Consider the following 25,696-nt stretch of genomic DNA (forward strand, 5'->3'; position numbering starts at 1 on the left):
TTTCCCCACGGTTCTGTCTCTTCGCGTTTTTTTGCGTTGTAGCGGCCTCGTGCCGCTTTGCGTCCAGGTGGGTGGGGCCATGCAACTCGACGCCAAAAGAAACTTCTTCTCGATCTTCAGCGGCTATCTGCACCTCCCTGTCCTCGCGCCTCGCTTCCAGACCGACATCCCCGATTTCTACGGCCCGCAAAAGTCGGAGCAGGATCCGGATGGCCCGCCGCTGCCGCCGACGCCTCCGGCGGAGCCCGACGATCTTGTCGTTGGTCGCTCGCCGCTGCCTCCGGCACTCGAGCCCGATCCCTGGGACGGGCATCAGCTTCATGCCGCCGTGCGCCCGATCACGCCCTTCAACGCGCGCCTGCCGACCCTTCCGATCAAGCCACAGCCCATCGATCCGCCGACCTACAGCCACGGCAGCCCCGAAGGTCTTCCGGCGGACCACCACACCATCGTCCTGCACCGCGAGCTGCGCATCAAGGTCGACTACAAGGACGGGGACGGTTCGCTCGACCTGCGGCTGAACCAGGTCAATGACCTGCACGACAACGACGTCGGCAGCACACAGTACCAAACGTTGCACGACAACGATGTCGTCACCGAGGGGGGCGCGTCGACGGTGCCTTGGCCGCATCACGACGTCGTGCCGATGTCCGAACTGGCGCAGGCGGCCGAGGCCTGGGCACCACCCAATCCCTACGCCGGCGACACGGACACGCCGGAATCGGTCGTCGGGGCGATGCGCGCGCGCGGCGATTCCTCGGATGGGACCGGGCCCGACACGCTTCACGAAGGCGTCACCATCGACGGCGTCAAAGTCGCCAGCGACGCCGCCACGCCGACAGGTCCCGGCGACCTGGTCCCGACGGCCCCCGTCGAAAGCCATAGCTTCGAGCATCCGACCAATGCGGCGGTCATCGAGACTGGCGGCAACAGTGTCGGAAACCACGCTGCCGTCATCGACGAGCAGGGCGCCATCGGCACGATGCTGGTGATGGGCAACAGCTATCAAAGCGATGCCATCATCCAGACCAACATCCTGATCGACCACTCGGCGGTCGCCGGCACCGCCGAATGGCCAACGTCCAGACCGGCGGCAACCAGGCCAACAACATCGCCGAGTTCATCCAGACGCTCGACCAGCAGAATCCCTACGAGATGGGCTACTTCGGCGGCCTGAAGTGGCATGTCGATCGCATCAACGGCGACTACTACGACGTGAACCTGGTCAAGCAGCTCAACGTCCTGCAGGACAACGACAAGGTCCAGGTGACGGCGAGCGATCACTTCAAGTTCTGGACGACCGGCGAGAACGGCCAGGACAATGTCGCGATCGTGGATCACGGGGGCACGCAGTACGACCTGGTCATCGTCACCGGGGACTACTTCGGCGCCAACTGGATCTTCCAGACCAACATCCTGCTGAACAGCGATTATGTCCTGGTCAACGCCGGGCAAGGCGGTGCGGGTTCGGAGACCGTATCGACCGGCGCCAACTGGCTGCTGAATTCGGCAGCGCTGGTCGACCTTGGCGGCCCCGGCAAGGAGCTCACGCCCGACATGCAGGCGCTGATCAGCGCGCTGCAGAACGGCACCTCCACGATGGACCTCGCCAATGGCTTCGTCGTGCCCGGCGACGGCAGCGGGACGATGAACGTGCTGTTCATCACCGGCAATTACTACGACCTCAACGTGCTCGAGCAGATCAACGTCGTGAGCGACAGCGATGTCGTGATGCAGACCCTGCAAAACGGCGAAGCGGGATACGTCGCGACCGGGGCCAATGAGCTCGCCAACAAAGCGCTCATGGTCGACTTGGGTCCGCTGGGCGGCCAGTACGTCGGCGGCACTCAGTACGCCGAGGCGACGCTGGTCCAGACCAACATCATTGCCCAGTCGGCGGACGTGGTCCCGGCGCCGAGCGCGGTCGTGCTGGGCGACCCGGCCAAGCTCGCTCCCGAGGCCGCCGCTCTGGTCGCGCACGGCCCGGCTCCGGCGCCACCGCCGCCCGAGGAGTCGACAGCGCCGCCGCCGTCCGACAGCGCGAGCCACACGACGTCCGACCCGCTGGCCAGCGTCCTTTCCTGAACACGCGTATCGACATTGGTGAGCCATGAACGTCGCAGTGCGCAATCCTCCCGGCAAAGGCGCCGACCAGGAACCCCAGTCCAGTTCTGGCGCGCCGCCCCCGCCGCCGCCGCCCAGGAAGCTGCAGAAACGCTCGTCGGATCGCGAGTTCCGCGAGGTCCTGAGCGTCGGGCTCGCGATCGTGCGCAGGAGCCTGATCACCGTGGCGCTGTTCTCGTTTGCGGTGAACACGCTGATCCTTGCCGTGCCTCTCTACCTGTTCCAGATTTCCGACCGCGTGCTGACCAGCCGCAGCATGGATACGCTGGTGATGCTGACGATCGTCGTCATCATCGCCCTGGTCATGCACGTCCTGGTCGACATCGTGCGCCGCATCATCCTCATGCGGACGGCGGTCGAGGTCGAAAGCAAGCTCGGGCCGGCAGTGCTGAGTGCGGCGGCCAAGGCTTCGCAGAACGGCTCGGCCGCGCAGTTCCAGGTCCTGGGCGATCTCCAGCAACTGCGCGCCTTCATCACCGGGCCGGTCCTGCTCACCATGCTCGACGCGCCGGTGGCGCCGCTCTACCTGCTGGCGGTCTTCCTCGTTCACCCCTATCTCGGCTTCATCGTCGGTGCGACCGGCCTGGTCTTGCTCGGGATCGCCATCATCAACCAGCGGGCGACCGCTGGACCGTTCTCGGTTTCCACGACCTACGGAATGCGCGCCACCCTGCAGGCCGACGCCATGGCGCGCAATGCCGGCGTGCTGAACGCCATGGGCATGGTGCCCGAGGCGGTCCAGATCTGGGGCCGTGAGACGCGTGAATCGCTGAAGTCGCAGGTGCTGGCGCAGGACCGCAATATCCTGCTGGCGGGCCTTTCCAAGTTGATTCGCCTGATGACCCAGATCGGCCTGCTGGGTGTCGGCGCATGGCTGTCGATCAAGGGCGACCTGACCGGCGGCATGATGATCGCCTCGTCGATCGTCGCCAGCCGTGCCCTCGCGCCGATCGAAGGAACCATCGAGGGCTGGCGCAACTTCGTGTCGGCACGCGGCGCGTACACCCGCATCCGCGGCCTGCTGCAGAGCTCGCAACTCAACTTCGAGCGCCTGCGCCTGCCGCGGCCGCACGGCCTGCTGACCGTGGAACGCGTCCTCTACGTGCCACCGCCCAACAAGCAGGTGATCCTGAACGGCGTGTCGTTCCAGCTCAATCCGGGCGAGTCGATGGCGATTGTCGGCGCTTCGGGGACCGGCAAATCGACGCTCGGCCGCATGCTGGTCGGCTCCATCTTCCCGACCGCCGGGTCGATCCGCCTCGACATGATGGACCTGCGCAACTGGGACCCACGGCAGTTCGGCGAGAGCGTGGGCTACCTGCCGCAGGACGTGCAGCTGTTTCCGGCGACGATCAAGGCCAATATCGGTCGCATGCGCGAGGATGCCAGCGACGAGGCGGTCTTTGCTGCCGCCGAGCTCGCCGACATCCACGAGATGGTGTCCAACTTCACCCATGGCTACGAGACGCCCATCACCGTCGACGGCAGCCCTCTGTCGGGCGGCCAGAAGCAGCGCATCGGCTTGGCACGCGCCTTCTTCGGCGATCCCAAACTGGTAGTGCTCGACGAACCGAACTCCAACCTCGACTTCAACGGCGAGCTGGCGCTGGGCCGGGCGCTGCTGCGCGCCAAGAAGAAGGGCATCACGGTGGTCGCCATCACCCAGCGGCCGGCCCTGCTGCGCAGCGTCGACAAGATCATGGTGCTGAACAACGGCACGGTCCAGGCGATGGGCAAGCGCGACGACATCCTGCCGATGATCTCCGGCAAGGGAAACAAGGCAGGCGACAAGGCCGGCGATGCCGGCCCCGTCCTGGACCGGCTCGAGGGCTAAGCGAAGAGGCATGTGATGATGGCGCGCGCGGATGCGGATTTCTACGAGGCCATTTCCCGGTCGAGCCGGCGAACGGCCAAGCTGGGCGCAATTGTGCTCATCATCTTCCTGGTGGCATTCGGCGCGTGGGCAGGCACGGCGCTTTTGTCGGGCGCCATCGTGGCGGGCGGGTATTTCGTTGCCACCGGCGAGAACAAGATCGTCCAGCATCCCGACGGTGGCGTGATCCGCGAGATCAAGGTACGCGAGGGCGACAAGGTCGAAGCCGGCCAGGTCCTTATGGTGCTCGAAGAGACTGCGCCGAAGGCGGAGTTGCGACGGCTCATCCTGCGCGAGGCCCGCCTGGAAGCCATGCGGGTGCGGCTCCAGGCCGAAGCCGAGCGCAAGACCGAGCTGGTCTGGCCGGAGACGTTCCAGAAGTATATCGCTGACCCGGAATTGGGCCCGATGCTGGAGGCGCAGATGAGCACCTTCCGGGCACGACTGAACAATATCCAGAGCGATGTGGCGTCGCAGCAGGAGAGCATCAATGCCCTGATGCAGCGCGTCGAGGCCGGCAAGATCCAGATCGCCAACACCGAGCGCCAGGCGGCCCTGTTCACCGAGGAGATCGACAGCAAGTCGCAGCTGGTCAACAGCGGGCTCATCCGCCGGTCGGAGCTCCTGACCCTGCAGCGCGCCCATGCCGGCTCGAGCGGCGAGATCGGCCGGCTGCTGGGAGAGGTCGGCGATGCACGCGACCGCATCGCGCGGGCCCGTGAGCAGATCAACGGCGTCTACAGCGCCGCGGTGAAGACCGCGATGGAGCAACTGCACGAGACGCTTGGCGACCTGCAGGACGTGCGCGAGCGTATTCGCTCGGCCAAAGCCGTGCTGGAGCGCATCCAGATTGTCGCGCCGGTGAACGGCGTGGTGGTCAAGATGCGCTATCACACGCCCGGCGGTGTGGTCGAGCCGGGCCGCAGCATCCTCGACCTGCTGCCGGTCGACGAGAATCTGCTGATCGAGGTCAAGGTCCGACCGCAGGACATCGACCACGTCCAACTCGAGCAGCCCGCGAACATCCGTTTCAACTTCATGAATGCGCGGTCGACGCCCATGGTCACCGGCACGGTGGTCTATATATCGGCCGATGCCGTGCCCGAGCGCGCTGGCTTCAATGCCAGCCTCGACGGCACCGCCAAGGAAGTCTATCTCGCACGCGTGCGCATCGACCATGGCGAGACGGCCAAGATCCCGGGCTTTCGGGCAATCGCCGGCATGCCCGTCGAGGTCTTCATCCGCACGGGCGATCGAACCTTCTTCGAGTATCTGACGAAGCCTATCAAGGACAGCTTCGCCCGAGCCTTCCGCGAGCTCTAGAGGTGAGCTCGCCGATTGCAATCGGCGAGGGTCACGCAAGTAAAATTGCGTTGTTCGTCTCAACTGTTTACCCAATAGGCGTGCCGGTTCTCCAGCAGCAGTGACCGACTTGGGTTCTGTGCGCGGTAAACGGAGAGATGCAATGCGGGTGGAGATCATCGAGGGGAAAGAAGCGATCGAGAGGCTGCGTCCTCAGTGGGATGCCGTCTACGACGCCGACCCCGAGGCCCAGTTCTTTCTCTCGTGGTCTTGGCTCGACGCCTACAACGCGCCGTGGGCCTACGATGTTTTCGTCCTTGCGGTCAGGCCGGACGACGACAGCGCGGACTATGTGGCGCTGATGCCGCTGCGGCTGCGCACGCGAGAGCGCCGCAACACCGAATTCGTCAACGAGCTCAATCTCGCCGGAAACTACATCTCGGACTATTGCGGCTTCCTGTGCCGGGCCGGCTTCGAGGAGCAGGCGCTGCCGGCGTTGGCGGCCAAGATCCAGCAATTCAACTGGAGACGTCTGCGTCTCGAATATTTCCGCGCCTCCGAGCATCGGGCCGAGCTCTTCCTGCGCGGCTTCTCGTCCAGCACGTTCATGACCACCCAAGTAAGCGCCGTGAACCCCGACGGCACCGACAACAGCATTTGCCCATCCGTCGCCTTGCCGGACGACTGGGACCGGTTTCTCGAAACCAAAGTCAGTTCCAATACGCGCCAGAAAATCCGCCGGTTCCTGCGTCAGGTCGAGAGTTCCGACGACTACCGTATCACCCACGCGACTGCCGATACGCTCGAGCGCGATATCGAGAACATGCTCACGCTCTGGACGGCGCGCTGGGGCGCGCGAAAGGGCAGGCGGCTCCCCTCAATCCTCAGTGCAAATCGCCTGGCGTTGCGAAAGGCGTTCGCCGCAGGGACGCTGTTCATGCCGGTCTTGTGGCATGGCGATCGCGCCATCTGCGTGCTCGCAATCCTGGTCGACGATCGAAAAAAGACCTACAACTTCTACATCGGCGGTCGCGACGAAGACTTCAAGGGCCCGCCGACGGGGCTCGTGCTGCACGGCTACGCCATTCGGCACGCCATCGCCAACGGCATCACCAAGTACGATTTCCTGCGCGGCAACGAGGCCTACAAGTACTCGTTCGGCTGCGAGGAGCTGCACCTCAAGTCGCTCCTCCTGACCACGAGGGACCAGCGTAATCTCCGCGGCAAGATCGAACCCAGAGGCGTGCCGGTGGTCGTGGCGCGCGCGTTCGAGCTGCATCAGGCGAACAAGCTCGAGGCGGCCGAGCGCGCGTGCCAGCAGGTGCTCGAGGTCGATCCGCGCAATGCCAGGGCGCTCCACCTGCTCGGGACGGCCGAGGCAAAGCGCGGCAACCACCTGATGGCGGTGAAGCACCTCAGGCTCCTGGTTTCCCTCGTGCCCAATGCGGTCGCGAGCTGGTACGCGCTCGCGAAGTCTTTGCAGGCGCGAGGTGCCTGGGCGGAAGCGGCCGATGCCTACTGCGAGCTCATCAGCAGGCAGCCGACGCATCCCCAGGTCTATCACAGTCTCGGACAGGTCCTGCTGAAGCTCGACCAGGTCGATCACGCCGTTACCGTGTTCGAGGCCGCGCTGGGCCTGAAGGCGGATTACGCCGACGCCCTCATCGGCCGCAGCGAGGCAATGGGCATCCGCGGCGCGATTCCGCGATCGAAAGCCGAGAAGCGCGCATCACGGCATGCCGCCGTGGGCGAGCGCGTCGCCAAGGTTGCCGAGATTGCCGCCGCCGCCCGACGGTTCAACGAAGCGATGATTGCAGACCAGCCTGCGGGCAGCCAAGGCGCAGGCATCGCCATGCTGGCGGACGTGCGGCGCCCCGCCGGCAGCCCACGTCTTCAGATGGCCGGAGCCAAGAACCGGGTCTTGCACTGACGGCGCCCCATGAGCAAGCCAGCGACCCCCGCCGCGACTCAAGCAACAGATGTCCTGCTGCTGCTGGCGGTCGCTTCGATGCTCGTCAGCGGCCTGCTGCTGATGGGCTGGTCCCTGTGGGTGCTCGCCGTAATCTGAATCTTGCTCCACCGCCGTGAGCATCAGGTGTCGGCCAGCGCCGCCAGCATGCGATCGCGCGCGGCGAAGTCGCCGTCGGCGTGCACCGGCTGCAGGCAGACATGCGTGGCGCCCGCCTCGAAATGCGCCCGCAGGCCTTTCTTGACGGTGTCGGCGTCGCCCCACAGGCACATGGCGTCGATGAAGCGGTCGCTGCCGCCGTTGGCGAGATCGGCTTCGGTGAAGCCCTCGCGCAGCCAGTTGTTGCGATAGTTGGGCAGCACCATGTAGCGCGCCAGCTCCTTGCGGCCGAGCGTGCGGGCACGGTGGGCGTCGGTCTCGATCGTCACCTTCTGCTCGACGGCGAGTATCTTGTCCGGTCCCAGGATCGCCGCCGCCTGCTTGGTGTGCCGCGGCGTTACGTTATACGGAACAGCGCCCTGCGATTTCTCGCCGCTGAGCGCCAGCATCTTCGGACCCAGCGCCGCGACCACGACGGGCAGCTCCTCGCCGGCCGGCACGTCCTTGTTGATGCCGTCGAGATAAGCCCGCATCGCTGGAATGGGTTTGTCGTAGTGGTGCCCGCGCACACCCTCGACCATCGGAATGTGGCTGACGCCCAGGCCGAGGATGAAACGCCCGTCGTACCAGTCGTTCAGCGAAACCAAGGCACGTTTGGCGGTGTAGGAATCGCGGGCATAGATGTTGGCGATCGAGCTGCCGATCGTGAGTTTGCTCGATTTGGAGAGCAGATGCGTGGCGAGCGACATCGATTCGTAGCCGCGCGATTCGGGATACCAGAAGGCCGAGTAGCCGTTGCCCTCGACGGTCTTCATCAGCTCGCCGAGCTGCGAGCCGTTGAGCTTGTCGGTCGAGTACCAGACTCCGAGACGACCCAGTGCCATCGTAAATCTCCTGCCGAATTTTGCCGCACCTTGGCACTGGCTGATTGGAGGCACCACCAGAAACTCGGTAAGGTACGAAATGCCTTCTCCCAGTGCGCTGGTTTGCGTTCGGTGCAGCGCCCGATATGCGGTCGATCGTTTCGCCGACGATTGCCCGGTCTGCCGAACGGCCCGCGCTCCCGCCAATCTCACCGTCGCCTACGACGCGCCGCCCGGCGCCGGACTCGGCCGCAATGACACGCAGCGTCGACCGCGATCGATGTGGCGCTGGGATGCCTTCCTGCCGGCGTCGGCCAAGGATGCGGTGAGTCTGGGCGAAGGCGACACGCCGCTGCTCGAGGCGCCGAACCTCGGTCTCGGCGATGTCTGGATCAAGGACGAGTCGCGCAATCCCACCTGGTCGTTCAAGGACCGGCTGGCCTCGGGGGCGCTCACGATGGCGAAGCGCTTCGGTGCCAAGGTGATCGCCTCGAGCTCGTCGGGCAATGCCGGTGCCGCCGCCGCGGCCTACGCCGCCAAGGCCGGCCTGCCGTGCGTCGTCTTCACCTTCGTGGGCTCGGCCGGTCCTCTGGTGCTGCAGATGCGCGCCTACGGCGCCATGGTGGTGAAGGTGACCGACAAGGCCGATCGCTGGCGCCTGCAGTCGCTCGGCGTGCGCGAGTTCGGCTGGTATCCGACCTCGCCGTTCTTCGGCCCCGTCGTCGGCAGCAACCCCTACGGCATGGAAGGTTACAAGACCATCGCCTACGAGATCGCCGAGGCGTTCGACTGGAACCCGCCGGACTGGTGCGTGCTGCCGGTGTGCTACGGCGATGCGCTGTTCGGCATGTGGAAGGGCTTCGAGGATCTTTTGGCCCTGGGCTGGATCGACCGGGTGCCACGGTTTGTCGCCGCCGAGGTCTCAGGCTCGCTTACCGCCGCCATGGCGAGCGGCGATGTCATGCCGCCCGAGGTGCCGCGCAACGCACCGTCCATCGCGACGTCGATCGGCGCGGCCCAGGCGACCGTGCAGGGCCTCGACGTGCTGCGCCGCTCGCGCGGCGCCGCCGTCACGATCGGCGACGACGACCTCAGGCGCTGGGTGGTGACGCTGGCCGCCAAGGAAGGCATCTGGCCGGAAGCGTCGTCGGTCGCGCCCCTCGCCGCCATCGAGCGCCTGCGCGCCGACGGCACCATCGCGCCGCACGAACGCTGCGTGGCATTGCTGACGGCGAGCGGCCTGAAAGACCCGGGACCGATCGAGACGGCGCTGCCCGAGCCGCCGCTGGTCAGCGGCGGATTGCCCGAGCTGATGGCTGCCCTCAAGAACACCTATGGATTCGCGCATGGTTGAGTTCGGCATCTCCATGGATGGCCGCGCGCCGGTCACCGACATTCCGGCGCAGGCCAAGGCGGCAGAGGAGGGTGGCGCCTCGACCTTGTGGATCGCCTGCCACCTTTATCTGCGCGATCCCATCACCATGGCGGCGCTGGCGCTCGGCGCCACCAAGCGCATCAAGATCGCCCTGATGGCGATGAGCCCCTACTCGGTGCATCCGGTGTTCATCGCCATGGCGGCGGCGACGCTCGAGGAGATGTATCCCGGCCGCGTCATCCTCTGCCTCGGCGCCGGCGCGCCGGCCGATCTCAAGGCGGCGGGCCTCGAGGCGACCAAGCCGCTGGTCAGCATCGACGAGGCGGCGAAGATCTGTCGATCGCTGCTCGACGGTGAGATGGCCGACTTCCAGGGGCAGGTCTTCCATGTCGCAGGCCGGCGTCTGGCCAATGGTGGGCGCAAGGTGCCCATCGTGATCGCGGCTTCGCGCTCGCGCATGCTGAAGCTGGCCGGCCGCGCGACCGACGGCGTGCTGATCTCGGCTGCGACCTCGCCGCCCTTCGTGAAGGCTTGCCTTGCCGAGGCGGCAAGCGCCAACCCGGGCTTCCAGAAGGTCGGCATCGTCTACACCAAGCTCGGCGCCACCGAGAAGGAAGGCATCGATCCGATCCGCCGGCCGATCGGCTTCGTGCTGCGCGGCGCCCACCATGCCGAAAACATCCGCCTGTCGGGCGCCAAGCTCGACCAGGCCGCACTCGCCATCGCCTACGCCGCGGAGAACTGGACCGAGGTCGATCGCCTGGTGAGCGACGATGTGGTGCGCCGTCACGCCGCCTGCGGCACGCCCGATCAGGTGCGCGCCAAGCTCGAGGAGTATCGCGCCATCGGCCTCGACGAGGTCGTGATCGGTGGCATGGATGATGCTCCGTCCATAGCGGCGGCTTTGGCCGCGGTTCGGAGATAGAATGAAGTTCAGCATCAGCCTGCCGACCGGCTTCGAGGGGGTCATGTATCCCATCCCCTTCGTCGAGCCCGGCGATTTCGTGCGCATGGCCCAGCTCTGCGAGAAGCTGGGCTACGATTCGGTATGGGGCAACGACCACATCACCAGCCAGCATTATGTGCGCGAGCTGTTCCCCGACAAGGCGCCGAATTTCTATGAGGTCCTGACGGTGCTGTCGTTCTGCGCGGCAGCCACCACGCGCATCCGCGCCGGCACGGCGCTGGCGGTGCTGCCGATGCGCGATCCGTTCTGGCTCGCCAAGCAGGCCGCGACCATCGACCAGCTCTCCAACGGCCGCTTGGTGCTGGCGCTGGGCATCGGCGCGTATCGCGAGGAGTTCGCCGCCTGGGCGCCCAGGCTGGCGCCCAAGGCGCGGCGCGGAGAGATGATGGACGAGGGCATCGAGCTCATGCGCCGCCTGTTCAGCGAGCGGCGGGTGACGCACGAGGGCAAGTACTACGCTGTGCGTGACGTCGAGATGTATCCCAAGCCCAAGGCCGATCCCTTCGCCTTGTGGATCGGTGGCCACAACATGGAGACCGTCGAGCGCACGGCGCGCATCGCCACGGGCTGGCTGCCCGGCTGGCGGCCATGGCCCGAGCTCGAGGAGCGCATCAAGACCTTGAAGGAGCGCGCCGCCGCGTTCGGTCGCGATCCGCGGGAGATCGAGATCGCGCCTCAGTTCTCGTTGACCATCGCCAAGACCGCGGAAGAAGCCGAGCGGCGCTACATGGAATCGGGCCTGGTCGCCCACCGCAAGTCGCTCGCCTATACCGGCCGCGACCTCACCAAGCAGGTGGTGGCCAACCTGGTCGGCTCGCCCGACCTCATCCTCGAGAAGATCGACGGCCTCAGGAAGATCGGCGTCGACCACGCCTGCGCTCTCATGATCCCGGCCGACAGCATGGCCGAGTTCGAGGACCAGGTGGAATGGTTCGCCAAGGTGGCTCTCTAGCCCTTCACCTTCGGCGTCACTTCTTCGCCGAATATCTGCATCTGGTCGATCAGCTCCTGGACGGAGTTGGCGGCGAAGTAGAGCCCGAGCAGGTGCGTGACGCCGGCCTCGCGGAAGGCATTGGCCTTGTCGACGATCTCCGCCGGCGTGCCGATCAGGTTGATGTCCTCGTGCGCGGCCGCGCCCTGGCCCTTCAGAGTCGATTTGGAGAGCGACACCAGGTGCTTGTTCATCTGGCTCTTGCGGAAGCTTTCCACGGCGGCCTGGCGGGTCTTGCCGACATGCACCACGAACTGAGGGCAGACTTCGATGGTCTTGGGATCGCGGCCGGCCTTCTCGGCTTCCTCGTGCAGCGTCTTCACGCCGGCGCGCAGGCGATCGACATGCATGCCGGCCGGCAGCCAGCCGTCGGCCCACTTCACCGTGCGCGCGATGTTGTTGGGGTTGTTGCCGCCAACATAGATCGGGATGCGCTTCTGCAACGGCTTCGGGTACAGCTCGACGTCGCGGAACTTGTAGTACTTGCCTTCGAAGCTCGCGACGCGCTCCTTGAACAGCAGGTTCAGCGCCTGCAGGCCTTCGTCGACGATGTCGCCGCGGTCCATCTTGGCATCCGGCTGCAGCGCCTTGAACTCCTCGCGGTAGGCGCCGATGCCGAGGCCGATCTCGACCCGGCCCTTGCCAAAATGGTCCAGCGTCGCGATCTGCTTGGCCAGCACCACGATGTCGTGGCGCATCGGCAGCACGATCACGCCGGTGCCGACCTTGATGGTCTTGGTCTCCGACAGCACGAAGGCATAGGTGATCAGCGGCTCCCAGAAACGCGGCGGCACCGGGAACTCGGCGCGCACGTAGTTCTGGGTGGTCATGTGGTCGTTGCCCCACACCGAATCGTAGCCGTACTTCTCGGCGGCCTGGGCGATCTTGATGACGTTCTCAGGGTCGGAGAACGGGATGGGATAGGTCAAGCCTTCCATCCCGGTCGGCAGGCCAGCGCTGACACGCATTGTCTTGTCTCCTTCTACTCAGCCGCGATGGCGCGCAGCTTGGCGGTCTCGCCTTCGTCGACCGTGCCGTCGTCGTTCACCGCAACGCCATAGTCGCGGCGCGCTGCCTCGCTCGAGATGAATCCCTGACGTACGTCCTCGGCAACGACCGCGGCCGGCCGCTTGCGCGGGTTGCCCAATCCACCGCCGCCCGGCATGGCGATGATCACGCGGTCCTTCGACGGCACTTCCTGCAGGCCCTTGCCGCGCAGCACCTTGCCCGACGACAGGGTCAGCGAGCCCGCCTTGCCGGCGAGGCCGCCTTCGCGGCCGCGCGCCGGATGGTCGATGCGGTCGTAGTAGGCGCTGAGCGCAAACGGCGCCTTGTCGAGCGTGCCGACCTCCATGATCTGGCCCAGCCCGCCGCGGAACTCGCCGGCGCCTCCGGAATCCTGGCGGTACTCCTTGCGCCACACGACGATTGGCGACACCGCCTCGTTGACCTCGATCGGCACGTTCTTGACGCCGCTCGGGAACGCCGTGGCCGACAGCCCGTCGGCGCCCGGCCGCGCGCCGGTTCCGCCGGCATGGAAGCTCATGACACTGAACGGCTTGGCGTGCACGGTCTCGGACGGATCGCCGCCCGTCGAGCCCGGCCCGCCCAGGGCGAACAGGTTCCACAGGCATGACGTGCCCTCGGCCGGCACCTGGCCGCCCAGCGCCTGGTGCAGGCAGCCGAACATCACGTCGGGCAGCATCTGGCCGGTGACGTGGCGCGCCGCGACGGGCGCGGGCTTCTGGGCATTGAGGATCGAGTCCGGCGGCGCGGTGACACGGATCACCGACAGCGAGCCCTCGTTATTGGGCACCTTGGGCGCCACGATGCACTTCACGCCGAACGAGGCGTAGGCCTCGGTGTAGCAGACCGGCACGTTGATGCCGAAGGCCGACACGCCCGAGGTGCCGGCGAAGTCGACGTCGATGCCGCTGTCGCCGATCGTCATGGTGGCGACCAGGTCGATCGGCTTGTCGGCGCCGTCGACACGCATGGAGTATTTGTAGGTGCCGGGCTTGATCTTGCGAATCAGCTCGAGCGAGGCCTGCTTGGACTTCTCGAGCACATGCGCGCCAAGACGATCGAGATCGTCGATGGCGAACTCGTCCATCATCTCGATCAGGCGGCGGCAGCCGATTTCGTTGCAGGTCGCCAGCGAGTAGAGGTCGCCCACGACCTGGATCGGCTCGCGCACATTGGCGCTCACGATCTCGACCAGCGTCTCGTCGACCTTGCCCTCGCGGGCGAAGCGCATCAGCGGGATATAGAGGCCTTCCTCGTAGACCTGGCGCGCATCGGTGGTCATGCCGCGGCCGCCGATATCGACGACGTGGCAGGTCGAGGCGAACATCGCCACCATCTTGCCGCGCCGGAAGGTCGGCGTGACGAAGGTGAAGTCGTGCAGATGGCCGGTGCCCTTCCACGGGTCGTTGGTCAGGAAGATGTCGCCTTCCTTCATGGTGTGGGCCGGGAACTTCGCCAGGAAGTGGCGCACGGCGCGGGCCATCGAGTTGATGTGGCCCGGCGTGCCGGTGACGGCCTGGGCCAGCATGTCGCCCTTGAGATCGAACACGCCGGCGGAAAGATCGCCGGCTTCGCGCGTCGATGTCGAGAAGCCGGTGCGGATCAAGGCCAGCGCCTGCTCCTCGACGACCGCGATCAGGCGGTCCCACATCAGCTGCAGGCGAATGGGCGAAAGCGGATCGTTGAAGCTCATGGCTGCACCTTCTCCATCAGGATGGCGCCGATCGGGTTGATCCTCGCGGCGAAGCTTTTCGGAACGATGGTTGTCGTCTCGTCCTCGGCGATGACGGCAGGGCCGGGTACGAGGCTGCCGATCGACAGATCGGCGCGGTGATAGACTTGGACGGTCTTCATGTCCTGGTCGGCCGGGTCGTAGACGGCGCGGCTGGAACGCGCCGCGGCGGGCTTGTCGGCCGGCTGCGGCGGCGCCTTGGGTTGATCCGGCTGCTCGGCGGCGAGCCTCAGCGTCCAGTTCATGATCTCGACATCGAGGCCGGGGATCGTCCGGCCGAAGGTCGCGGCGTAGCCGTCCTCGTAGAGCTTCACCAGTTTTTCGCGCGACGACGCGTCGAACGCGCCGGGCGGCATGCTGACGGTGATCTCGTGACCCTGGCCGCGATAGCGCATGTCGGCGGTGCGCGTCTCGATCAGCTTTGCTTCAGGCGCGCCCGCCTTGACCACGGCCTCGGCCTCGGCGCGCATCTCGGCGAACAGCTTGTTGACGTAGGCCGGGTCGAAATTCTGGTCGAGTTGGACGTAGCGGCTGCGCACGACCTCGTAGGCGACCGGCGCCATCAGGAAGCCGACGGCCGAGCCCACGCCCGCGCCGCTCGGCACCATGACGCGGCGGATGCCGAGCTTCTCGGCCAGCCGTGCGGCATGGATGGGCGCGGCGCCGCCGAAGGCGATCATGGTGCGGTCCTGCAGCTCCTTGCCGCGCTCGACGGCATGGACGCGCGCGGCGTTGGCCATGTTCTCCTCGACGATCTCGCTCACGCCGAAAGCGGCATCGATGCGCTTCAGGCCGAGCGGCGTGCCGACCGACTTGTCGACGGCATTGCCCGCCTTGTCGGGCGAGAGCGTGATCGAGCCGCCGGCGAAGTAGCCGGGATCGATGCGGCCCAGCACGACGTCGGCATCGGTCACGGTAGGCTCGGCGCCGCCGCGGCCGTAGCTCGCGGGGCCCGGCTCGGCACCGGCGCTCTCGGGGCCGACGTTCACGCGTGACAGCGAATCGACGGAAGCGATCGAGCCGCCGCCCGCGCCGATCTCGACCATCTCGATGACGGGGATGCGCAGGGGCAGGCCGCTGCCCTTGAGGAAGCGGTACTGCCGCGCGACCTCGAAGAAGCGCGAATGCTGCGGCTCGCCATTGTCGATAAGGCAGATCTTGGCCGTGGTGCCGCCCATGTCGAACGACAGAACCTTGTCGAGGCCGCACTGCCGCGCCAGCGCGGCGGCCAGGATGGCGCCGCCGGCGGGGCCGGATTCGACCAGCCGGATCGGGAATTTGCGGGCGGTCTCGAGCGCGGCCAGGCCGCCGCCCGAGGTGATCAGGAAGAGAGGGCAGCCCACGCCTTTCTTACGCAGCGCCTCGTCGAGGCGGCCGAGATAGCGGTCCATCACCGGCTGGACGTAGGCGTTGGCCACTGCGGTCGACCAGCGCTCGTATTCGCGGATCTCGGGTGACACTTCGCTGGACAGCGTGATCGACACGCCGGGCAGCAGTTCCGAAAGAATGTCGCGTGTGCGCCGCTCATGCTTGCCGTCGAGATAGGCGTGCATATAGCCGACCGCGATCGCCTCGATGCCCTGGGCCTTGAGCTTGGGCGCCAGCGCCCGCACGGCCGCCTCGTCGAGCGGGATCAGCACGTTGCCGCGGCCGTCCATGCGCTCGGGCACGCCGAAGCGCCATTCGCGCGGCACCAGCGGCGGCGGCTTCTGCATGAAGATGTCGTACTGCTCGAAGCGGTGCTCGAAGGCGATCTCGATGGAATCGCGGAAGCCCTCGGTGACGATCAGCGCCGTCTTGGCGCCCTTGCGCTCGATGATGGCGTTGGTGGCGAGCGTCGTGCCGTGGATGATCAGGCTGAGGTCCGACGGTTTCAGTTTGGCGAGCATCAGGATCTGCTCAACGCCGCTCAGCACGCCTTCCTCGGGCGCGCGCGTCGTGGTCAGGACTTTCACGCTCTCGCGCTTGCCGTCCCATTCCAGCGCCAGGTCGGTGAAGGTTCCGCCGATGTCGACTGCCAATCTTGCTTTTTCCATGACCTATGCCGCTGTCTGATGAATGTTGCCGCCGAGATAGGCCTGCTTGATGCGCGGATCGCTGCGCACCTCGTCCGCCGGGCCTTCCATGAAAAGCCGGCCCTGTTCCATGACCAGGGCGCGGTCGGAGATCAGCAAGGCGCCGCGCACGTTCTGCTCGACCACCAGGACGGTGACGCCGCTCGACGCGATGCGTTGCACGGTGGTGAAGACATCGCCCTGCATCTTGGGCGACAGGCCGAGCGAGGGCTCGTCGAGGAGCAGCAGTGCCGGCTCGACCAGGAGCACCATGGCCATTTCCAGGATCTGCTGCTCGCCGCCCGACAGGTTGCCGGCATCGGTGCGCCATTTCTGCTGCAGCATGGGGAACGAGCCGGTGACGCGGTCGATGGCGGAGCCGTGCACCGCCTTGGGCAGGGTGTAGCAGCCCATCTTCAGGTTCTCGGCCACCGACATCGCCGGGAAATTGCAACGGCCCTGCGGCACGAAGCCGACGCCGCGCTTGAGCCGCTCCCACGGTGGCAGGCGCTCGATGGTCTCGCCCTTGAAGACGATCTGGCCGGAGAAGAAGCGGTTGGTGCCGTAAATGGCGCGGAGCAGCGTCGATTTGCCCGCGCCGTTGCCGCCGATCAGCGTCGTGATCGTGCCCGCCTGCAGACGGGCGGAGAACTCGCGCACGATCTGGACACCGCCGTAGCCAGCCGTGACCGAGACCAGTTCGAGTGCGGGGTTCATGCCGCGCCTCGCATCTCTGCCTCGGCCATCTCCGGCGTCATGCCGAGATAGGCTTCCAGCACACGAGGATCGGTGTGGATTTCGGCGGCTGTGCCTTCGGCGAGCTTCTTGCCCTGGTCGAGCACGATCACGCGATGGCAGAGGTTGGTGATGAACTCGACATTGTGCTCGACGATCAGGAAGGTCTCGCCGGCGCGGTTGAGCGCGGCCAGGGCCACCTCGATCTCGCGGATGCGCGTGGGATTGACGCCAGCCACCGGCTCGTCGAGCACGACGATCTTGGGATGCGGCATCAGCGCTGCGGCGAGCGCTACAAGCTTCTTCTGGCCGTAGGACAGGATGCCGGTCTCGATCTCCCAGTAGCGCTTCAGGCCGATCAACTCGACCAGTTCGCGCGCGCGCACCTCGGCCTTGTCGACGGCCTGGCGATAGCGCCGGGTGCGCAGGAACTCGTCGATCCAGGTGGCGGGGTCGAACTGCTGGGCCGCAATGGCGAGGTTGTCGCGCAGGCTCAGCCGCTCGTAGATACGCACCGTCTGGAAGGTGCGCATCAGGCCGGCGCGGGCGATTTGATGGGCAGGCAGGCCGGTGATGTCGTTGCCCGCCAGCACGACCTCACCGCTGTCGCGCTTCTGGAAGCCCGAGATGCAGTCGATGGCCGTGCTCTTGCCCGAGCCGTTGGGCCCGATCAGGCCGGTGACGCTGCCGGCCTCAACCGCGAACGACACGCCGTCCAGCGCATGCACGCCGGCGTACGACTTGCGCAGCTCGGTGACTTGCAGAATGGCGCTCATCGCAGCTGCTCGCGCATGCGGGCGATCTGGCGCTCGCGCAGCCAGCCCGCCACGCCCGTCGGCATGACGAACATGGCGACCACCAGGATCACGCCGTAGATGATCATGCGGAAGTCGGCCGAGAAGCGCAGCATTTCCGGCAGGGCCGACAGTGCGATACCGGCCGCGACCACGCCCCAGAAGCTTCCGGCGCCGCCGATGATCACGATGATCAGGAAGGTCTGCATGTAATAGAAGTCGAGGAACAGCGGGTCGATGATGCCGAGGTGGAAAGTGAAGACGCCGCCCGCCGCACCGGTGACCGCCGCGCTGATGGCGAAGGCCGAGAGCTTGTAGGGCATCGGCGCGATGCCCTGGGCGCGCACCAGCGGCTCGTTCTGCTTGATGGCGACCAGGGTGCGGCCGATGCGCGAGCTGCACAGCGCATAGAGGAAGCCCAGCATCGCCACCGAGAACGCCCACGCCACCCAGTAGTACTGGGCCGTGGTCGCGAAGTGGTAGCCGAAGGCCGAGGGCTTGGGCAGGTTGGGGATGCCGAGCGGCCCGCGCGTCAGATCGACCCAGTCGCGCGCGATCAGCGTGACCAGCAAGGCGAAGGTGAGCGTCATGATCACGAAGGCATGGCGGTTGGTGCGCAAGGTCGGATAGCCGATCGCCAGCGCCACGACGGCGTTGACCAGCGCGGCCCACAGAACGCCCCACCAGAAATTGCCGCCGAAGGTGACGACGGTGAGCGCCGTCACGTAGCCGCCGATGCCCCAGAAGCCGAGCTGGGCGAAGGACAGGAGGCCGGTGAAGCCGTAGATCAGGTTGAGCGCCGCCGCGGCGACGGTGAAGATCAGCGCCGAGATGCCGACGCCGATGATGTAGTTCGACGACGTCAACAGCGGCAGGGCAGCGAAGGCAAGCGCTGCGATGAGGGCAATGGCGAGCTTCATCCGACGCGCATGCCCCCGCGCTTGAACAGGCCGTCGGGCCGCACGAACAGGATGGCGATCATGATCACGAAGACCGCAGCCTCCTGCCAGATGATCTCGTAGAAGCCGCCGATCCAGCTTTCGATCAGGCCGAGCGCGATCGCCGCGACGATGGCGCCGGGGATGTTGCCCAGGCCGCCGATGATCACCAGGGCGAAGGCCTTGAAGATCAGGAACTGGCCCATGTAGGGCGTGACCAGCTGGATGGGCGAGATGGCCGCGCCCGCAAGGCCGCACAGGCCCGCCGCCAGCACCACGGCATTGCGCGCCACGACGCGCGGCCGGATGCCGACCATCAGCGCCGCCTCGCGGTTCTGGGCGATGGCGCGCATGGCGCGGCCGAACTGGGTGTGGCGGAGCACGTGGTAGAGGCCGCCAAAGGCGGCGGCGGCGGCAAGGGCGCCGATGATGCGCGTCCAGGTGATGCGGATCGAGCCGATCGACACGCCCTCGAAGCCGTACTGGGTGTCGACCATGCGCGGCGTCGCCGTGAAGAAATACTGCATTACGTGGATGATGATGATCGACAGTCCCAGCGTGATCAGGATCGAGCGCTCGAACTCGTCGGGCTTGAGCCGCGCCAGCAGCACCTCGTAGATCACGAAGCCGACCAGCATGATGGCCAGGATGGCGACGGCGAGCGAGGGCCAGTAGAGCAGGCCCATCACCGGCAGCGCGAAGGTCATGGCATAGGCGCCCAGCATCAGCAGCTCGCCATGCGCGAAATTGATGATCTCCATCACGCCGAAGATCAGCGACAGGCCGACGGCGATCAGGGCGTAGATCAATCCGAGGGTGATGCCATTCAACGTGAGCTGGAGAAGATAGACGGCGTCGACGGTCATGAGGCTCGCAGCGTTGCAATTCCTGGACCACCAAAACGCGAACGCGACCGTGGCCGATGTGCGTTGACAGATAATCAAGAATCCTGCGAACGTGCAACTATCGCAACGATGTACCGATATTCGGAACAACGAGCCGGCACCCGCCGCACCATCTCCCCACCGCGCCCGGCACGTTCGGGCTCGCAGTCGCTGGAGCGCGGGCTCGACATCCTGGAGATGATCGAGGCCGAGAACGGCGACATCGGCGTGCGCGAGCTGGCGCGGCGCCTGGAGCTCAGCCCGACCATCGTGCAGCGGCTGGTGTCGTCGCTCGCCGTCCGCGGCTATATCGAGAAGAACACCGAAACCTCGCGCTATCGGCTGGGTCACCGCTCGATGATCCTGGGGGCGAGCGGCGAGCGCGGCGTCGACTATCTCGTGACGGCGCGGCGCGAGCTCGATCGCCTGGCGCACGAGCACAGTCTCAACGGCTTCGTTTCGGTCTTGCGCTCCGGCCGTGCCATCTACCTGCTGGCCGTGCAGGCCGACGGCCTCGCCATCCGGGTCAGCATCGGCAGCGAGATGGCCTTGCACAGCACGGCGGCCGGCAAGGTGCTGCTGGCGGCGCTCGACGACGGCGAGGTCCGCAAGGTTCTGGGCCATCGCAGGCTTCTGGCCATCACGCCGCACACCGTTACCGATCCGGCGGCGTTGATCGCCTCGCTCGCCAAGGTGAGGCGCCAGGGCTACGCCACGGTCGTCGAGGAGAACATTCCGGGGGTCCTGTCGGTCGGCGCGCCGATCACCGATCGCACCGGCGCTGTCGTGGCCGCGCTCAGTGTGGCCTTTCCCAAATATCTGGAAAGCGGCCTGACCTTGCAGGGGAGCATTCCCCTGGTGACGGCGGCGGCGCTGCGCATCTCGCGCACGCTGGGCGCCGGAGAGCTTGGCATGCCGCCTGCTACGCGTTTGACTGCTCTTGGGGAGCGCAACGGAGGGAAGAGATGAGGGTGAGGATTCTGGCGGCGACCGCAATCGCTGCGCTTTGGGGCATGTCTCAGGCGAGCGCGCAGCAGCCGCCGATCCTGATCGGCATATCGACGCCGCAGACCGGCGTCGCTGCCGTGGCGTCGGAATGGGAAATGTGGGGCGTCAATCTCGCCGTCGAGGAGATCAACGCCGCCGGCGGCCTTCTCGGTGGCCGCAAGATCGAGCTGATGGTGCTCGACAACAAGTGCAACCCCTCCGAGGCAGTCAACGTCGCCAACAAGCTCGTCGAGGCGAAGGTGGTGGCGATCGAGGGGGCGCATTGCAGCTCGGCCCATCTCGCCAGCATGAAGATCGTGGCTGACGCCAAGATCCCGATGATCACCGGCATCGCCTCCAACCCGCAGATCACGGCGCTGGCCGGTCCGGGGCGCAACGAATACTCGTTCCGCATCAGCCCGTCGGACAGCGCGATGATGGAGGCGCTCGGCATCTATCTCGGCAACAAGAAGCAGTGGAAGACCGTCGCGATCGTCGGCGAGGACACCGACTTCGGCCGCGGCGGCGCCGACGCCTTCAAGGCGGTGGCCGAGAAGGCGGGCGTGCAGGTCGTGTCGACCGACTTCCATCCGCAGAACGCGCCGGACTTCACCAGCATCCTGACGCGCCTGCAGCAGCGCCGGCCCGACGCCATCGCCACCTTCCAGGTCGGCGGCGATTCGATCAACTTCCTGCGCCAGGCCATGCAGCTCGGCGTCAAGATCCCCTACACCGGCCGCATCGAGCTCGGCGGGCGCAACCAGCCGATCATCGAGGCCGGCGGCATGGAGAAGTCGATCAGCGCCTGGACCTACAACGCCACCATCGATTCGCCGCAGAACAAGGCGTTCGTCGAGAAGATCAAGGCCAAGTACAAGTCCGAGCCCTACCTGCAGACCTGGGGCGGCTACGACGCCATCCGCATCATCGCCCAGGCGATCACCGACTGTAAGTGCACCGACGGCGAAGGCATCAAGAACGCCATCAAGAAGATGACCTTCGTCAATGTCATGGGCAAAACCGTAACCTTCGACGACCACAATTCCGCGGGACGCTTCGTGGTCCTGCAAACGGTGCTGGACAAGAAAGTCGGCGTGGCCGACATCGTTGAGGTGAAATAACCCGGGGGTCCGGCCCAAGTCCGTCCCCCCAAAAGGCCACTGGGGCCACCGGGGGACGGACGGCAGATGCAGATCGGTGTCATTGGCCTCGGACGGATGGGCGGCAACATCGTCCGTCGTTTGACGCGCGCGGGACATTCCTGCGTGGTCTACGACGCCGATCCCGCCCCCGGCGCAGCGCTGGCCAAGGACGGCGCGACTGCGGTCACCTCCGTGCCGGCCATGATCGAGGCCCTGCAGGCGCCGCGCACCGTGTGGGTGATGCTGCCCGCCGGCAAGATCACCGAAGAGACGATCAATCAGCTCGCCGGCCTGATGAAGCCGGGCGACGCTATCATCGACGGCGGCAATACCAACTTCAAAGACGACGTGCGCCGCGCTCGTGAACTGGCGCCCAAGGGCATCAAGTACCTGGACGTGGGCACGTCGGGCGGCGTGTGGGGGCTACAGCGCGGCTACTGCCTGATGATCGGCGGCGACACCGACGTGGTGAATCGTCTCGATCCGATCTTCTCGGCGCTGGCGCCGGGATTGGGCTCCGTCGAGCGCACCAAGGAACGCGAAGGCGAGAAGCTCGATCCGCGTGCCGAGCAGGGCTACATCCATGCCGGCCCGGTCGGCGCCGGGCACTTCGTGAAGATGATCCATAACGGCATCGAGTACGGCATGATGCAGGCCTTCGCCGAAGGCTTCGACATCATGCGCAACCGGGCTTCCACCAAGCTGCCGGCCGATGAGCGCTATGACCTCAACCTGGCCGACGTTGCCGAGGTGTGGCGGCGCGGCAGCGTGGTGACGTCCTGGCTGCTCGACCTGACGGCGAGCGCGCTGGCCAAGAACCAGGAGCTGGAAGGCTTCTCCGGCCATGTCGAGGACAGCGGCGAAGGCCGCTGGACGATCGAGGCCGCGATCGAGGAAGCTGTGCCGGCCGACGTGCTGGCGGCGTCGCTGTTCGTGCGCTTCCGGTCGCGCCAGGATCATACGTTTGCCGAGAAGGTCCTGTCGGCGATGCGACTGGGCTTCGGAGGTCACGTCGAAGCACCGAAGAAATAGGTAGAGAATAGGTAGAGGAGGTCTGCGATGCGTGTTGGCGCCTTCTATTTCCCGGCCGATTACGGAATCAACATGGCGGAGCTGGCCAAGGCCCTCGAGGACCGCGGCTTCGATTCGCTGTTCGTGCCCGAGCACACCCACATCCCAGCCAGCCGCAAATCGCCCTTCCCGGGCGGCGGCGAGCTGCCCAAGCGCTATTCCCATACGCACGATCCGTTCGTGGCGCTCTCTTTCGCCGCCGCGGCGACCAAGAAGCTGAAACTCGGCACCGGCATCCTGCTGGTGCCGCAGCACGAGCCGATCGTGACGGCCAAGGCCATCGCCTCGCTCGACCAGCTGTCGGGCGGCCGCTTCATCCTCGGCATCGGCGGCGGCTGGAACGTCGAGGAGATGGAGAACCACGGCGCCAAGTACCAGACGCGCTTCAAGCAGATGCGCGAGCATGTGCTGGCCATGAAGGAGCTGTGGACCAAGGACGAAGCCTCCTACAACGGCGAGTTCGTCAAGTTCGACCGCGTCTGGTCGTGGCCCAAGCCGGCGCAGAAGCCGCATCCGCCGGTCATCCTGGGCGGCGAGACCGACCATACCCTGCGCCGCGTCATCGAATATTGCGACGGCTGGTTCCCGCGTCCGCGCGGCGGCTTCGATGTCGTGAAGGGCGTCGCGCATCTCCATCAGATGGCGGAGAAGGCGGGCCGCGATCCGTCGACGATCACCACCATCGTGTTCGGCGCGGCCAACGACGCAAAGGCGCTGGAGAGCTACGACAAGGCCGGCATCCAGAGCGCGCTGCTGGCGATCCCCGACGAGAGCCGCGACGAGATCCTGCGCTATCTCGACAAGATCGCGCCGCTCGCCAAGCTGCCGCTGGCCGCATGACCGTCGCCATCGGCCTCGGCCTGATGGAGTTCCCCTTCGCCGGGGCGAGCGACTATTGGGGCTGGGTCGATCTCTGCGAGGCGGGCGGCATCGATTCGCTGTGGCAGACCGACCGGCTGGTGAGCCGCCAGCCGATCCTGGAATGCATGGCGGTGATGGCCGCGCTTGCCGGCCGCACGCGCCGCCTGCGCTTCGGCATGAACGTCGTGTCGCTGGCGCTGCGTGATCCGGTGCTTCTGGCCAAGCAGTGCGCCACCATCGACGTGCTGTCGGAAGGCCGCCTGCTGCCGGGCTTCGGCATTGGCAGCCCGCTGGGGCCGGAATGGGAGGCGCTCGACATCGACACCAAGACGCGCGGCCGCCGCACTGACGAATCGCTGCAGATCATCGCGCGGCTGTGGCGCGAGGACAGCGTCGACTTCGAAGGCAAGCACTACAAGCTCAGGGGCGCGTCGATCTCGCCCAAGCCGGTGCAGCCCGACCTGCCGATGTGGATCGGCGGATCTTCTGAAGCCGCGATCCGCCGTACGGCGCGCTACGGCACGGGCTGGCAGTCCGGCGCCGAGCTTCCCGACGTTGTCGGCAAGGTCGTTGCCGCGATCAAGAAGGCGACGGCCGAGGCCGGCCGCACCATCGACGAGGACCACTACGGCGCCGCCTTCCCATTCTACTTCGGCAGCCCGAACGACAGCGTGCTGTCGGGCGCGATGGCCGCCTACCAGAAGCGGACGGGCCGCGATCCGTCGGGCTATTTCGCCATCGGCGACGAAAAGGTGATTTTCGACCGGGTCGCCGAATACGTGGCCGTCGGTGTCGAAAAATTCATCCTGCGGCCCGTCGGACCCGATGGCGATGCGATCATCGCCCAGACCAGGAAGCTCATCGACAAGGTGCTGCCGCAGGTCGAAGCGCGGTGGCCGAAGAAAGCGAAGGCTGCCTAATGTCATCCTGAGCGCAGCGAAGGATCTCATGCCGGTTGCAAGCGGCGATGAGGTCCTTCGCTGCGCTCAGGACGACGGAATCACCGGAGGAAACCATGTATATCGGCGCGGCGATGTTTTTCACCGACTACTCCATGACGCCGGCGGAGCTCGCGACGGCGCTCGAGGAACGCGGCTTCGAATCGGTGTGGGCGCCCGAGCATTCGCACATCCCGCTGACGCGCAAGTCGGAATGGCCGGGCGGCGGCGAACTGCCCAAGAAGTACTACGACGCCATGGATCCCTTCGTGACGCTGACGGCAGCCGCCGCTGTCACCAAGAAGCTGAAGGTCGGCACCGGCGTCTGCCTGGTGAACCAGCGCGATCCCATCCAGACCGCCAAGGCGGTGGCCTCGATCGATCAGGTCTCCGGCGGACGCTTCCTGTTCGGCGTCGGCAATGGCTGGAACCAGGACGAGATGGAGAATCACGGCACCGACTTCGAGAGCCGCCACAAGCTGGTGCGCGAGCGCATCGAGGCCATGAAGGTGATCTGGACCAAGTCCAAGGCCGAGTATCACGGCGACATGGTGAAGTTCGATCCCATGATGGCCTGGCCCAAGCCGGTGCAGAAGCCGCACCCGCCGGTGCTGGTCGGCGGCGCCTTCCCCTACGGCGCGCGCCGCGCCGTGCGCTACGGCGACGGCTGGATGCCATTGCGCCGGCGCAAGGCTTACGCTGAGGTGCGCGAGCTGATCCCGAAGTTCCAGGCGATGGCCAAGGAGGCCAACCGCGACCTCGCCTCGCTGCCCATCTCGATCTGGGAATCGAAGGAGGATGAGAGCGAGCTGAAGCGTGACCAGGAGGCGGGCGTCGTCCGCGTCATCGTCAGCCTCGACTCGGAGAAGTCCGACAAGATCCTGCCAATCCTCGATCGCTGGGCGAAGCTCGCGCAGAAGGTCAAATAGTCATACGCGGACCGCGGGCTCCCGCCCGCTCATGTGGAGCGC

23 protein-coding genes are annotated in these 25,696 nt (G+C 66.3%); 15 read left to right on the plus strand and 8 right to left on the minus strand.

Going from position 1 to position 25,696, the window contains the following annotated elements; translation table 11 throughout:
• The first annotated feature begins 79 nt into the window (after window positions 1–79).
• The 6 genes from RSO01_RS09310 to RSO01_RS49425 all read left to right on the plus strand — a co-directional run bounded on the left by RSO01_RS09310 (window position 80) and on the right by RSO01_RS49425 (window position 7,367).
• A complete protein-coding gene (locus tag RSO01_RS09310; RefSeq protein ID WP_147148461.1) occupies window positions 80–1,177 on the plus strand; it encodes a hypothetical protein in 1,098 nt (365 codons plus the stop codon).
• Complete coding sequence (locus tag RSO01_RS09315) at window positions 1,072–2,085, plus strand: hypothetical protein (protein ID WP_147148463.1); 1,014 nt, start codon at window positions 1,072–1,074, stop codon at window positions 2,083–2,085. Before RSO01_RS09310 ends, RSO01_RS09315 begins: the two co-directional genes overlap by 106 nt.
• A gap of 25 nt (window positions 2,086–2,110) precedes the next feature.
• Window positions 2,111–3,958, plus strand: a complete 1,848-nt coding sequence (locus RSO01_RS09320; protein ID WP_147148465.1) for a type I secretion system permease/ATPase — start codon at window positions 2,111–2,113, stop codon at window positions 3,956–3,958.
• Between the two features lie 15 nt (window positions 3,959–3,973).
• Entirely contained in the window at window positions 3,974–5,320 is a 1,347-nt protein-coding gene (locus RSO01_RS09325; RefSeq protein ID WP_246158243.1) for an HlyD family type I secretion periplasmic adaptor subunit, read from the plus strand.
• Between the two features lie 142 nt (window positions 5,321–5,462).
• Window positions 5,463–7,229 carry a GNAT family N-acetyltransferase gene (locus RSO01_RS09330; RefSeq protein ID WP_147148467.1) on the plus strand — a complete coding sequence of 589 codons (1,767 nt, stop codon included), beginning with the start codon at window positions 5,463–5,465 and terminating at the stop codon, window positions 7,227–7,229.
• Between the two features lie 9 nt (window positions 7,230–7,238).
• Window positions 7,239–7,367, plus strand: a complete 129-nt coding sequence (locus tag RSO01_RS49425) for a hypothetical protein (RefSeq protein WP_281291429.1) — start codon at window positions 7,239–7,241, stop codon at window positions 7,365–7,367.
• Between the two features lie 23 nt (window positions 7,368–7,390).
• Here RSO01_RS49425 and RSO01_RS09335 read toward each other — a convergent pair whose 3' ends face one another.
• Window positions 7,391–8,251: a TIGR03620 family F420-dependent LLM class oxidoreductase gene (locus tag RSO01_RS09335; protein ID WP_147148469.1), complete on the minus strand. Its 861-nt coding sequence runs from the start codon at window positions 8,249–8,251 to the stop codon at window positions 7,391–7,393.
• Between the two features lie 79 nt (window positions 8,252–8,330).
• On the opposite strand from RSO01_RS09335, the gene RSO01_RS09340 reads away from it, so the two are divergent.
• The 3 genes from RSO01_RS09340 to RSO01_RS09350 are packed head-to-tail and all read left to right on the plus strand — an operon-like array spanning window position 8,331 to window position 11,524.
• The gene (locus RSO01_RS09340; protein ID WP_147148471.1) at window positions 8,331–9,584 is read left to right on the plus strand and encodes a pyridoxal-phosphate dependent enzyme; all 1,254 of its coding nucleotides are present in this window, start codon (window positions 8,331–8,333) and stop codon (window positions 9,582–9,584) included.
• Window positions 9,577–10,530, plus strand: coding sequence for an LLM class flavin-dependent oxidoreductase (locus tag RSO01_RS09345; RefSeq protein WP_246158246.1), 954 nt, complete (start codon window positions 9,577–9,579; stop codon window positions 10,528–10,530). Before RSO01_RS09340 ends, RSO01_RS09345 begins: the two co-directional genes overlap by 8 nt.
• Before the next feature lies 1 nt (window position 10,531).
• Window positions 10,532–11,524, plus strand: coding sequence for an LLM class flavin-dependent oxidoreductase (locus RSO01_RS09350; RefSeq protein WP_147148475.1), 993 nt, complete (start codon window positions 10,532–10,534; stop codon window positions 11,522–11,524).
• Here the strand turns inward: RSO01_RS09350 and RSO01_RS09355 are convergent.
• The 7 genes from RSO01_RS09355 to RSO01_RS09385 are packed head-to-tail and all read right to left on the minus strand — an operon-like array spanning window position 11,521 to window position 19,708.
• Window positions 11,521–12,531 (minus strand): LLM class flavin-dependent oxidoreductase, encoded by a 1,011-nt coding sequence (locus tag RSO01_RS09355; RefSeq protein ID WP_147148477.1) that lies wholly within the window; start codon window positions 12,529–12,531, stop codon window positions 11,521–11,523. The genes RSO01_RS09350 and RSO01_RS09355 overlap by 4 nt on opposite strands.
• Window positions 12,532–12,545: 14 nt before the next feature.
• Window positions 12,546–14,282, minus strand: a complete 1,737-nt coding sequence (locus tag RSO01_RS09360) for a hydantoinase B/oxoprolinase family protein (RefSeq protein WP_147148479.1) — start codon at window positions 14,280–14,282, stop codon at window positions 12,546–12,548.
• Window positions 14,279–16,357, minus strand: coding sequence for a hydantoinase/oxoprolinase family protein (locus RSO01_RS09365; RefSeq protein WP_147148481.1), 2,079 nt, complete (start codon window positions 16,355–16,357; stop codon window positions 14,279–14,281). The genes RSO01_RS09360 and RSO01_RS09365 overlap by 4 nt, the downstream gene beginning before the upstream one ends.
• 3 nt (window positions 16,358–16,360) lie before the next feature.
• Entirely contained in the window at window positions 16,361–17,092 is a 732-nt protein-coding gene (locus RSO01_RS09370) for an ABC transporter ATP-binding protein (protein WP_147148483.1), read from the minus strand.
• The gene (locus tag RSO01_RS09375; RefSeq protein WP_147148485.1) at window positions 17,089–17,886 is read right to left on the minus strand and encodes an ABC transporter ATP-binding protein; all 798 of its coding nucleotides are present in this window, start codon (window positions 17,884–17,886) and stop codon (window positions 17,089–17,091) included. The genes RSO01_RS09370 and RSO01_RS09375 overlap by 4 nt, the downstream gene beginning before the upstream one ends.
• Window positions 17,883–18,824, minus strand: a complete 942-nt coding sequence (locus RSO01_RS09380; RefSeq protein ID WP_147148487.1) for a branched-chain amino acid ABC transporter permease — start codon at window positions 18,822–18,824, stop codon at window positions 17,883–17,885. The genes RSO01_RS09375 and RSO01_RS09380 overlap by 4 nt, the downstream gene beginning before the upstream one ends.
• The gene (locus RSO01_RS09385; protein WP_147148489.1) at window positions 18,821–19,708 is read right to left on the minus strand and encodes a branched-chain amino acid ABC transporter permease; all 888 of its coding nucleotides are present in this window, start codon (window positions 19,706–19,708) and stop codon (window positions 18,821–18,823) included. The genes RSO01_RS09380 and RSO01_RS09385 overlap by 4 nt, the downstream gene beginning before the upstream one ends.
• Window positions 19,709–19,816: 108 nt before the next feature.
• On the opposite strand from RSO01_RS09385, the gene RSO01_RS09390 reads away from it, so the two are divergent.
• The 6 genes from RSO01_RS09390 to RSO01_RS09415 all read left to right on the plus strand — a co-directional run bounded on the left by RSO01_RS09390 (window position 19,817) and on the right by RSO01_RS09415 (window position 25,654).
• Window positions 19,817–20,695: an IclR family transcriptional regulator gene (locus RSO01_RS09390; protein ID WP_147148491.1), complete on the plus strand. Its 879-nt coding sequence runs from the start codon at window positions 19,817–19,819 to the stop codon at window positions 20,693–20,695.
• On the plus strand, window positions 20,692–21,834 hold the full coding sequence (locus RSO01_RS09395) for an ABC transporter substrate-binding protein (RefSeq protein WP_147148493.1): 1,143 nt from the start codon (window positions 20,692–20,694) through the stop codon (window positions 21,832–21,834). The genes RSO01_RS09390 and RSO01_RS09395 overlap by 4 nt, the downstream gene beginning before the upstream one ends.
• A gap of 66 nt (window positions 21,835–21,900) precedes the next feature.
• On the plus strand, window positions 21,901–22,887 hold the full coding sequence (gene gnd, locus RSO01_RS09400; RefSeq protein ID WP_147148495.1) for a phosphogluconate dehydrogenase (NAD(+)-dependent, decarboxylating): 987 nt from the start codon (window positions 21,901–21,903) through the stop codon (window positions 22,885–22,887).
• A gap of 27 nt (window positions 22,888–22,914) precedes the next feature.
• A complete protein-coding gene (locus RSO01_RS09405; protein ID WP_147148497.1) occupies window positions 22,915–23,766 on the plus strand; it encodes an LLM class F420-dependent oxidoreductase in 852 nt (283 codons plus the stop codon).
• On the plus strand, window positions 23,763–24,707 hold the full coding sequence (locus tag RSO01_RS09410; RefSeq protein ID WP_147148499.1) for an LLM class flavin-dependent oxidoreductase: 945 nt from the start codon (window positions 23,763–23,765) through the stop codon (window positions 24,705–24,707). The genes RSO01_RS09405 and RSO01_RS09410 overlap by 4 nt, the downstream gene beginning before the upstream one ends.
• 95 nt (window positions 24,708–24,802) lie before the next feature.
• Window positions 24,803–25,654, plus strand: a complete 852-nt coding sequence (locus RSO01_RS09415; RefSeq protein ID WP_147148501.1) for an LLM class F420-dependent oxidoreductase — start codon at window positions 24,803–24,805, stop codon at window positions 25,652–25,654.
• Window positions 25,655–25,696: the final 42 nt, after the last annotated feature.

The sequence above is a fragment of the Reyranella soli genome, assembly GCF_007992495.1.
Taxonomy (GTDB): domain Bacteria; phylum Pseudomonadota; class Alphaproteobacteria; order Reyranellales; family Reyranellaceae; genus Reyranella; species Reyranella soli.

What these genes read in the sequence shown, in the direction of transcription:
- RSO01_RS09310 (WP_147148461.1), top strand. Translation starts at nt 80, where the DNA reads ATGCAACTCGACGCCAAAAGAAACTTCTTCTCGATCTTCAGCGGCTAT.
- RSO01_RS09315 (WP_147148463.1), top strand. Translation starts at nt 1,072, where the DNA reads ATGGCCAACGTCCAGACCGGCGGCAACCAGGCCAACAACATCGCCGAG.
- RSO01_RS09320 (WP_147148465.1), top strand. Translation starts at nt 2,111, where the DNA reads ATGAACGTCGCAGTGCGCAATCCTCCCGGCAAAGGCGCCGACCAGGAA.
- RSO01_RS09325 (WP_246158243.1), top strand. Translation starts at nt 3,974, where the DNA reads ATGATGGCGCGCGCGGATGCGGATTTCTACGAGGCCATTTCCCGGTCG.
- RSO01_RS09330 (WP_147148467.1), top strand. Translation starts at nt 5,463, where the DNA reads ATGCGGGTGGAGATCATCGAGGGGAAAGAAGCGATCGAGAGGCTGCGT.
- RSO01_RS49425 (WP_281291429.1), top strand. Translation starts at nt 7,239, where the DNA reads ATGAGCAAGCCAGCGACCCCCGCCGCGACTCAAGCAACAGATGTCCTG.
- RSO01_RS09335 (WP_147148469.1), bottom strand. Translation starts at nt 8,251, where the DNA reads ATGGCACTGGGTCGTCTCGGAGTCTGGTACTCGACCGACAAGCTCAAC.
- RSO01_RS09340 (WP_147148471.1), top strand. Translation starts at nt 8,331, where the DNA reads ATGCCTTCTCCCAGTGCGCTGGTTTGCGTTCGGTGCAGCGCCCGATAT.
- RSO01_RS09345 (WP_246158246.1), top strand. Translation starts at nt 9,577, where the DNA reads ATGGTTGAGTTCGGCATCTCCATGGATGGCCGCGCGCCGGTCACCGAC.
- RSO01_RS09350 (WP_147148475.1), top strand. Translation starts at nt 10,532, where the DNA reads ATGAAGTTCAGCATCAGCCTGCCGACCGGCTTCGAGGGGGTCATGTAT.
- RSO01_RS09355 (WP_147148477.1), bottom strand. Translation starts at nt 12,531, where the DNA reads ATGCGTGTCAGCGCTGGCCTGCCGACCGGGATGGAAGGCTTGACCTAT.
- RSO01_RS09360 (WP_147148479.1), bottom strand. Translation starts at nt 14,282, where the DNA reads ATGAGCTTCAACGATCCGCTTTCGCCCATTCGCCTGCAGCTGATGTGG.
- RSO01_RS09365 (WP_147148481.1), bottom strand. Translation starts at nt 16,357, where the DNA reads ATGGAAAAAGCAAGATTGGCAGTCGACATCGGCGGAACCTTCACCGAC.
- RSO01_RS09370 (WP_147148483.1), bottom strand. Translation starts at nt 17,092, where the DNA reads ATGAACCCCGCACTCGAACTGGTCTCGGTCACGGCTGGCTACGGCGGT.
- RSO01_RS09375 (WP_147148485.1), bottom strand. Translation starts at nt 17,886, where the DNA reads ATGAGCGCCATTCTGCAAGTCACCGAGCTGCGCAAGTCGTACGCCGGC.
- RSO01_RS09380 (WP_147148487.1), bottom strand. Translation starts at nt 18,824, where the DNA reads ATGAAGCTCGCCATTGCCCTCATCGCAGCGCTTGCCTTCGCTGCCCTG.
- RSO01_RS09385 (WP_147148489.1), bottom strand. Translation starts at nt 19,708, where the DNA reads ATGACCGTCGACGCCGTCTATCTTCTCCAGCTCACGTTGAATGGCATC.
- RSO01_RS09390 (WP_147148491.1), top strand. Translation starts at nt 19,817, where the DNA reads ATGTACCGATATTCGGAACAACGAGCCGGCACCCGCCGCACCATCTCC.
- RSO01_RS09395 (WP_147148493.1), top strand. Translation starts at nt 20,692, where the DNA reads ATGAGGGTGAGGATTCTGGCGGCGACCGCAATCGCTGCGCTTTGGGGC.
- gnd (WP_147148495.1), top strand. Translation starts at nt 21,901, where the DNA reads ATGCAGATCGGTGTCATTGGCCTCGGACGGATGGGCGGCAACATCGTC.
- RSO01_RS09405 (WP_147148497.1), top strand. Translation starts at nt 22,915, where the DNA reads ATGCGTGTTGGCGCCTTCTATTTCCCGGCCGATTACGGAATCAACATG.
- RSO01_RS09410 (WP_147148499.1), top strand. Translation starts at nt 23,763, where the DNA reads ATGACCGTCGCCATCGGCCTCGGCCTGATGGAGTTCCCCTTCGCCGGG.
- RSO01_RS09415 (WP_147148501.1), top strand. Translation starts at nt 24,803, where the DNA reads ATGTATATCGGCGCGGCGATGTTTTTCACCGACTACTCCATGACGCCG.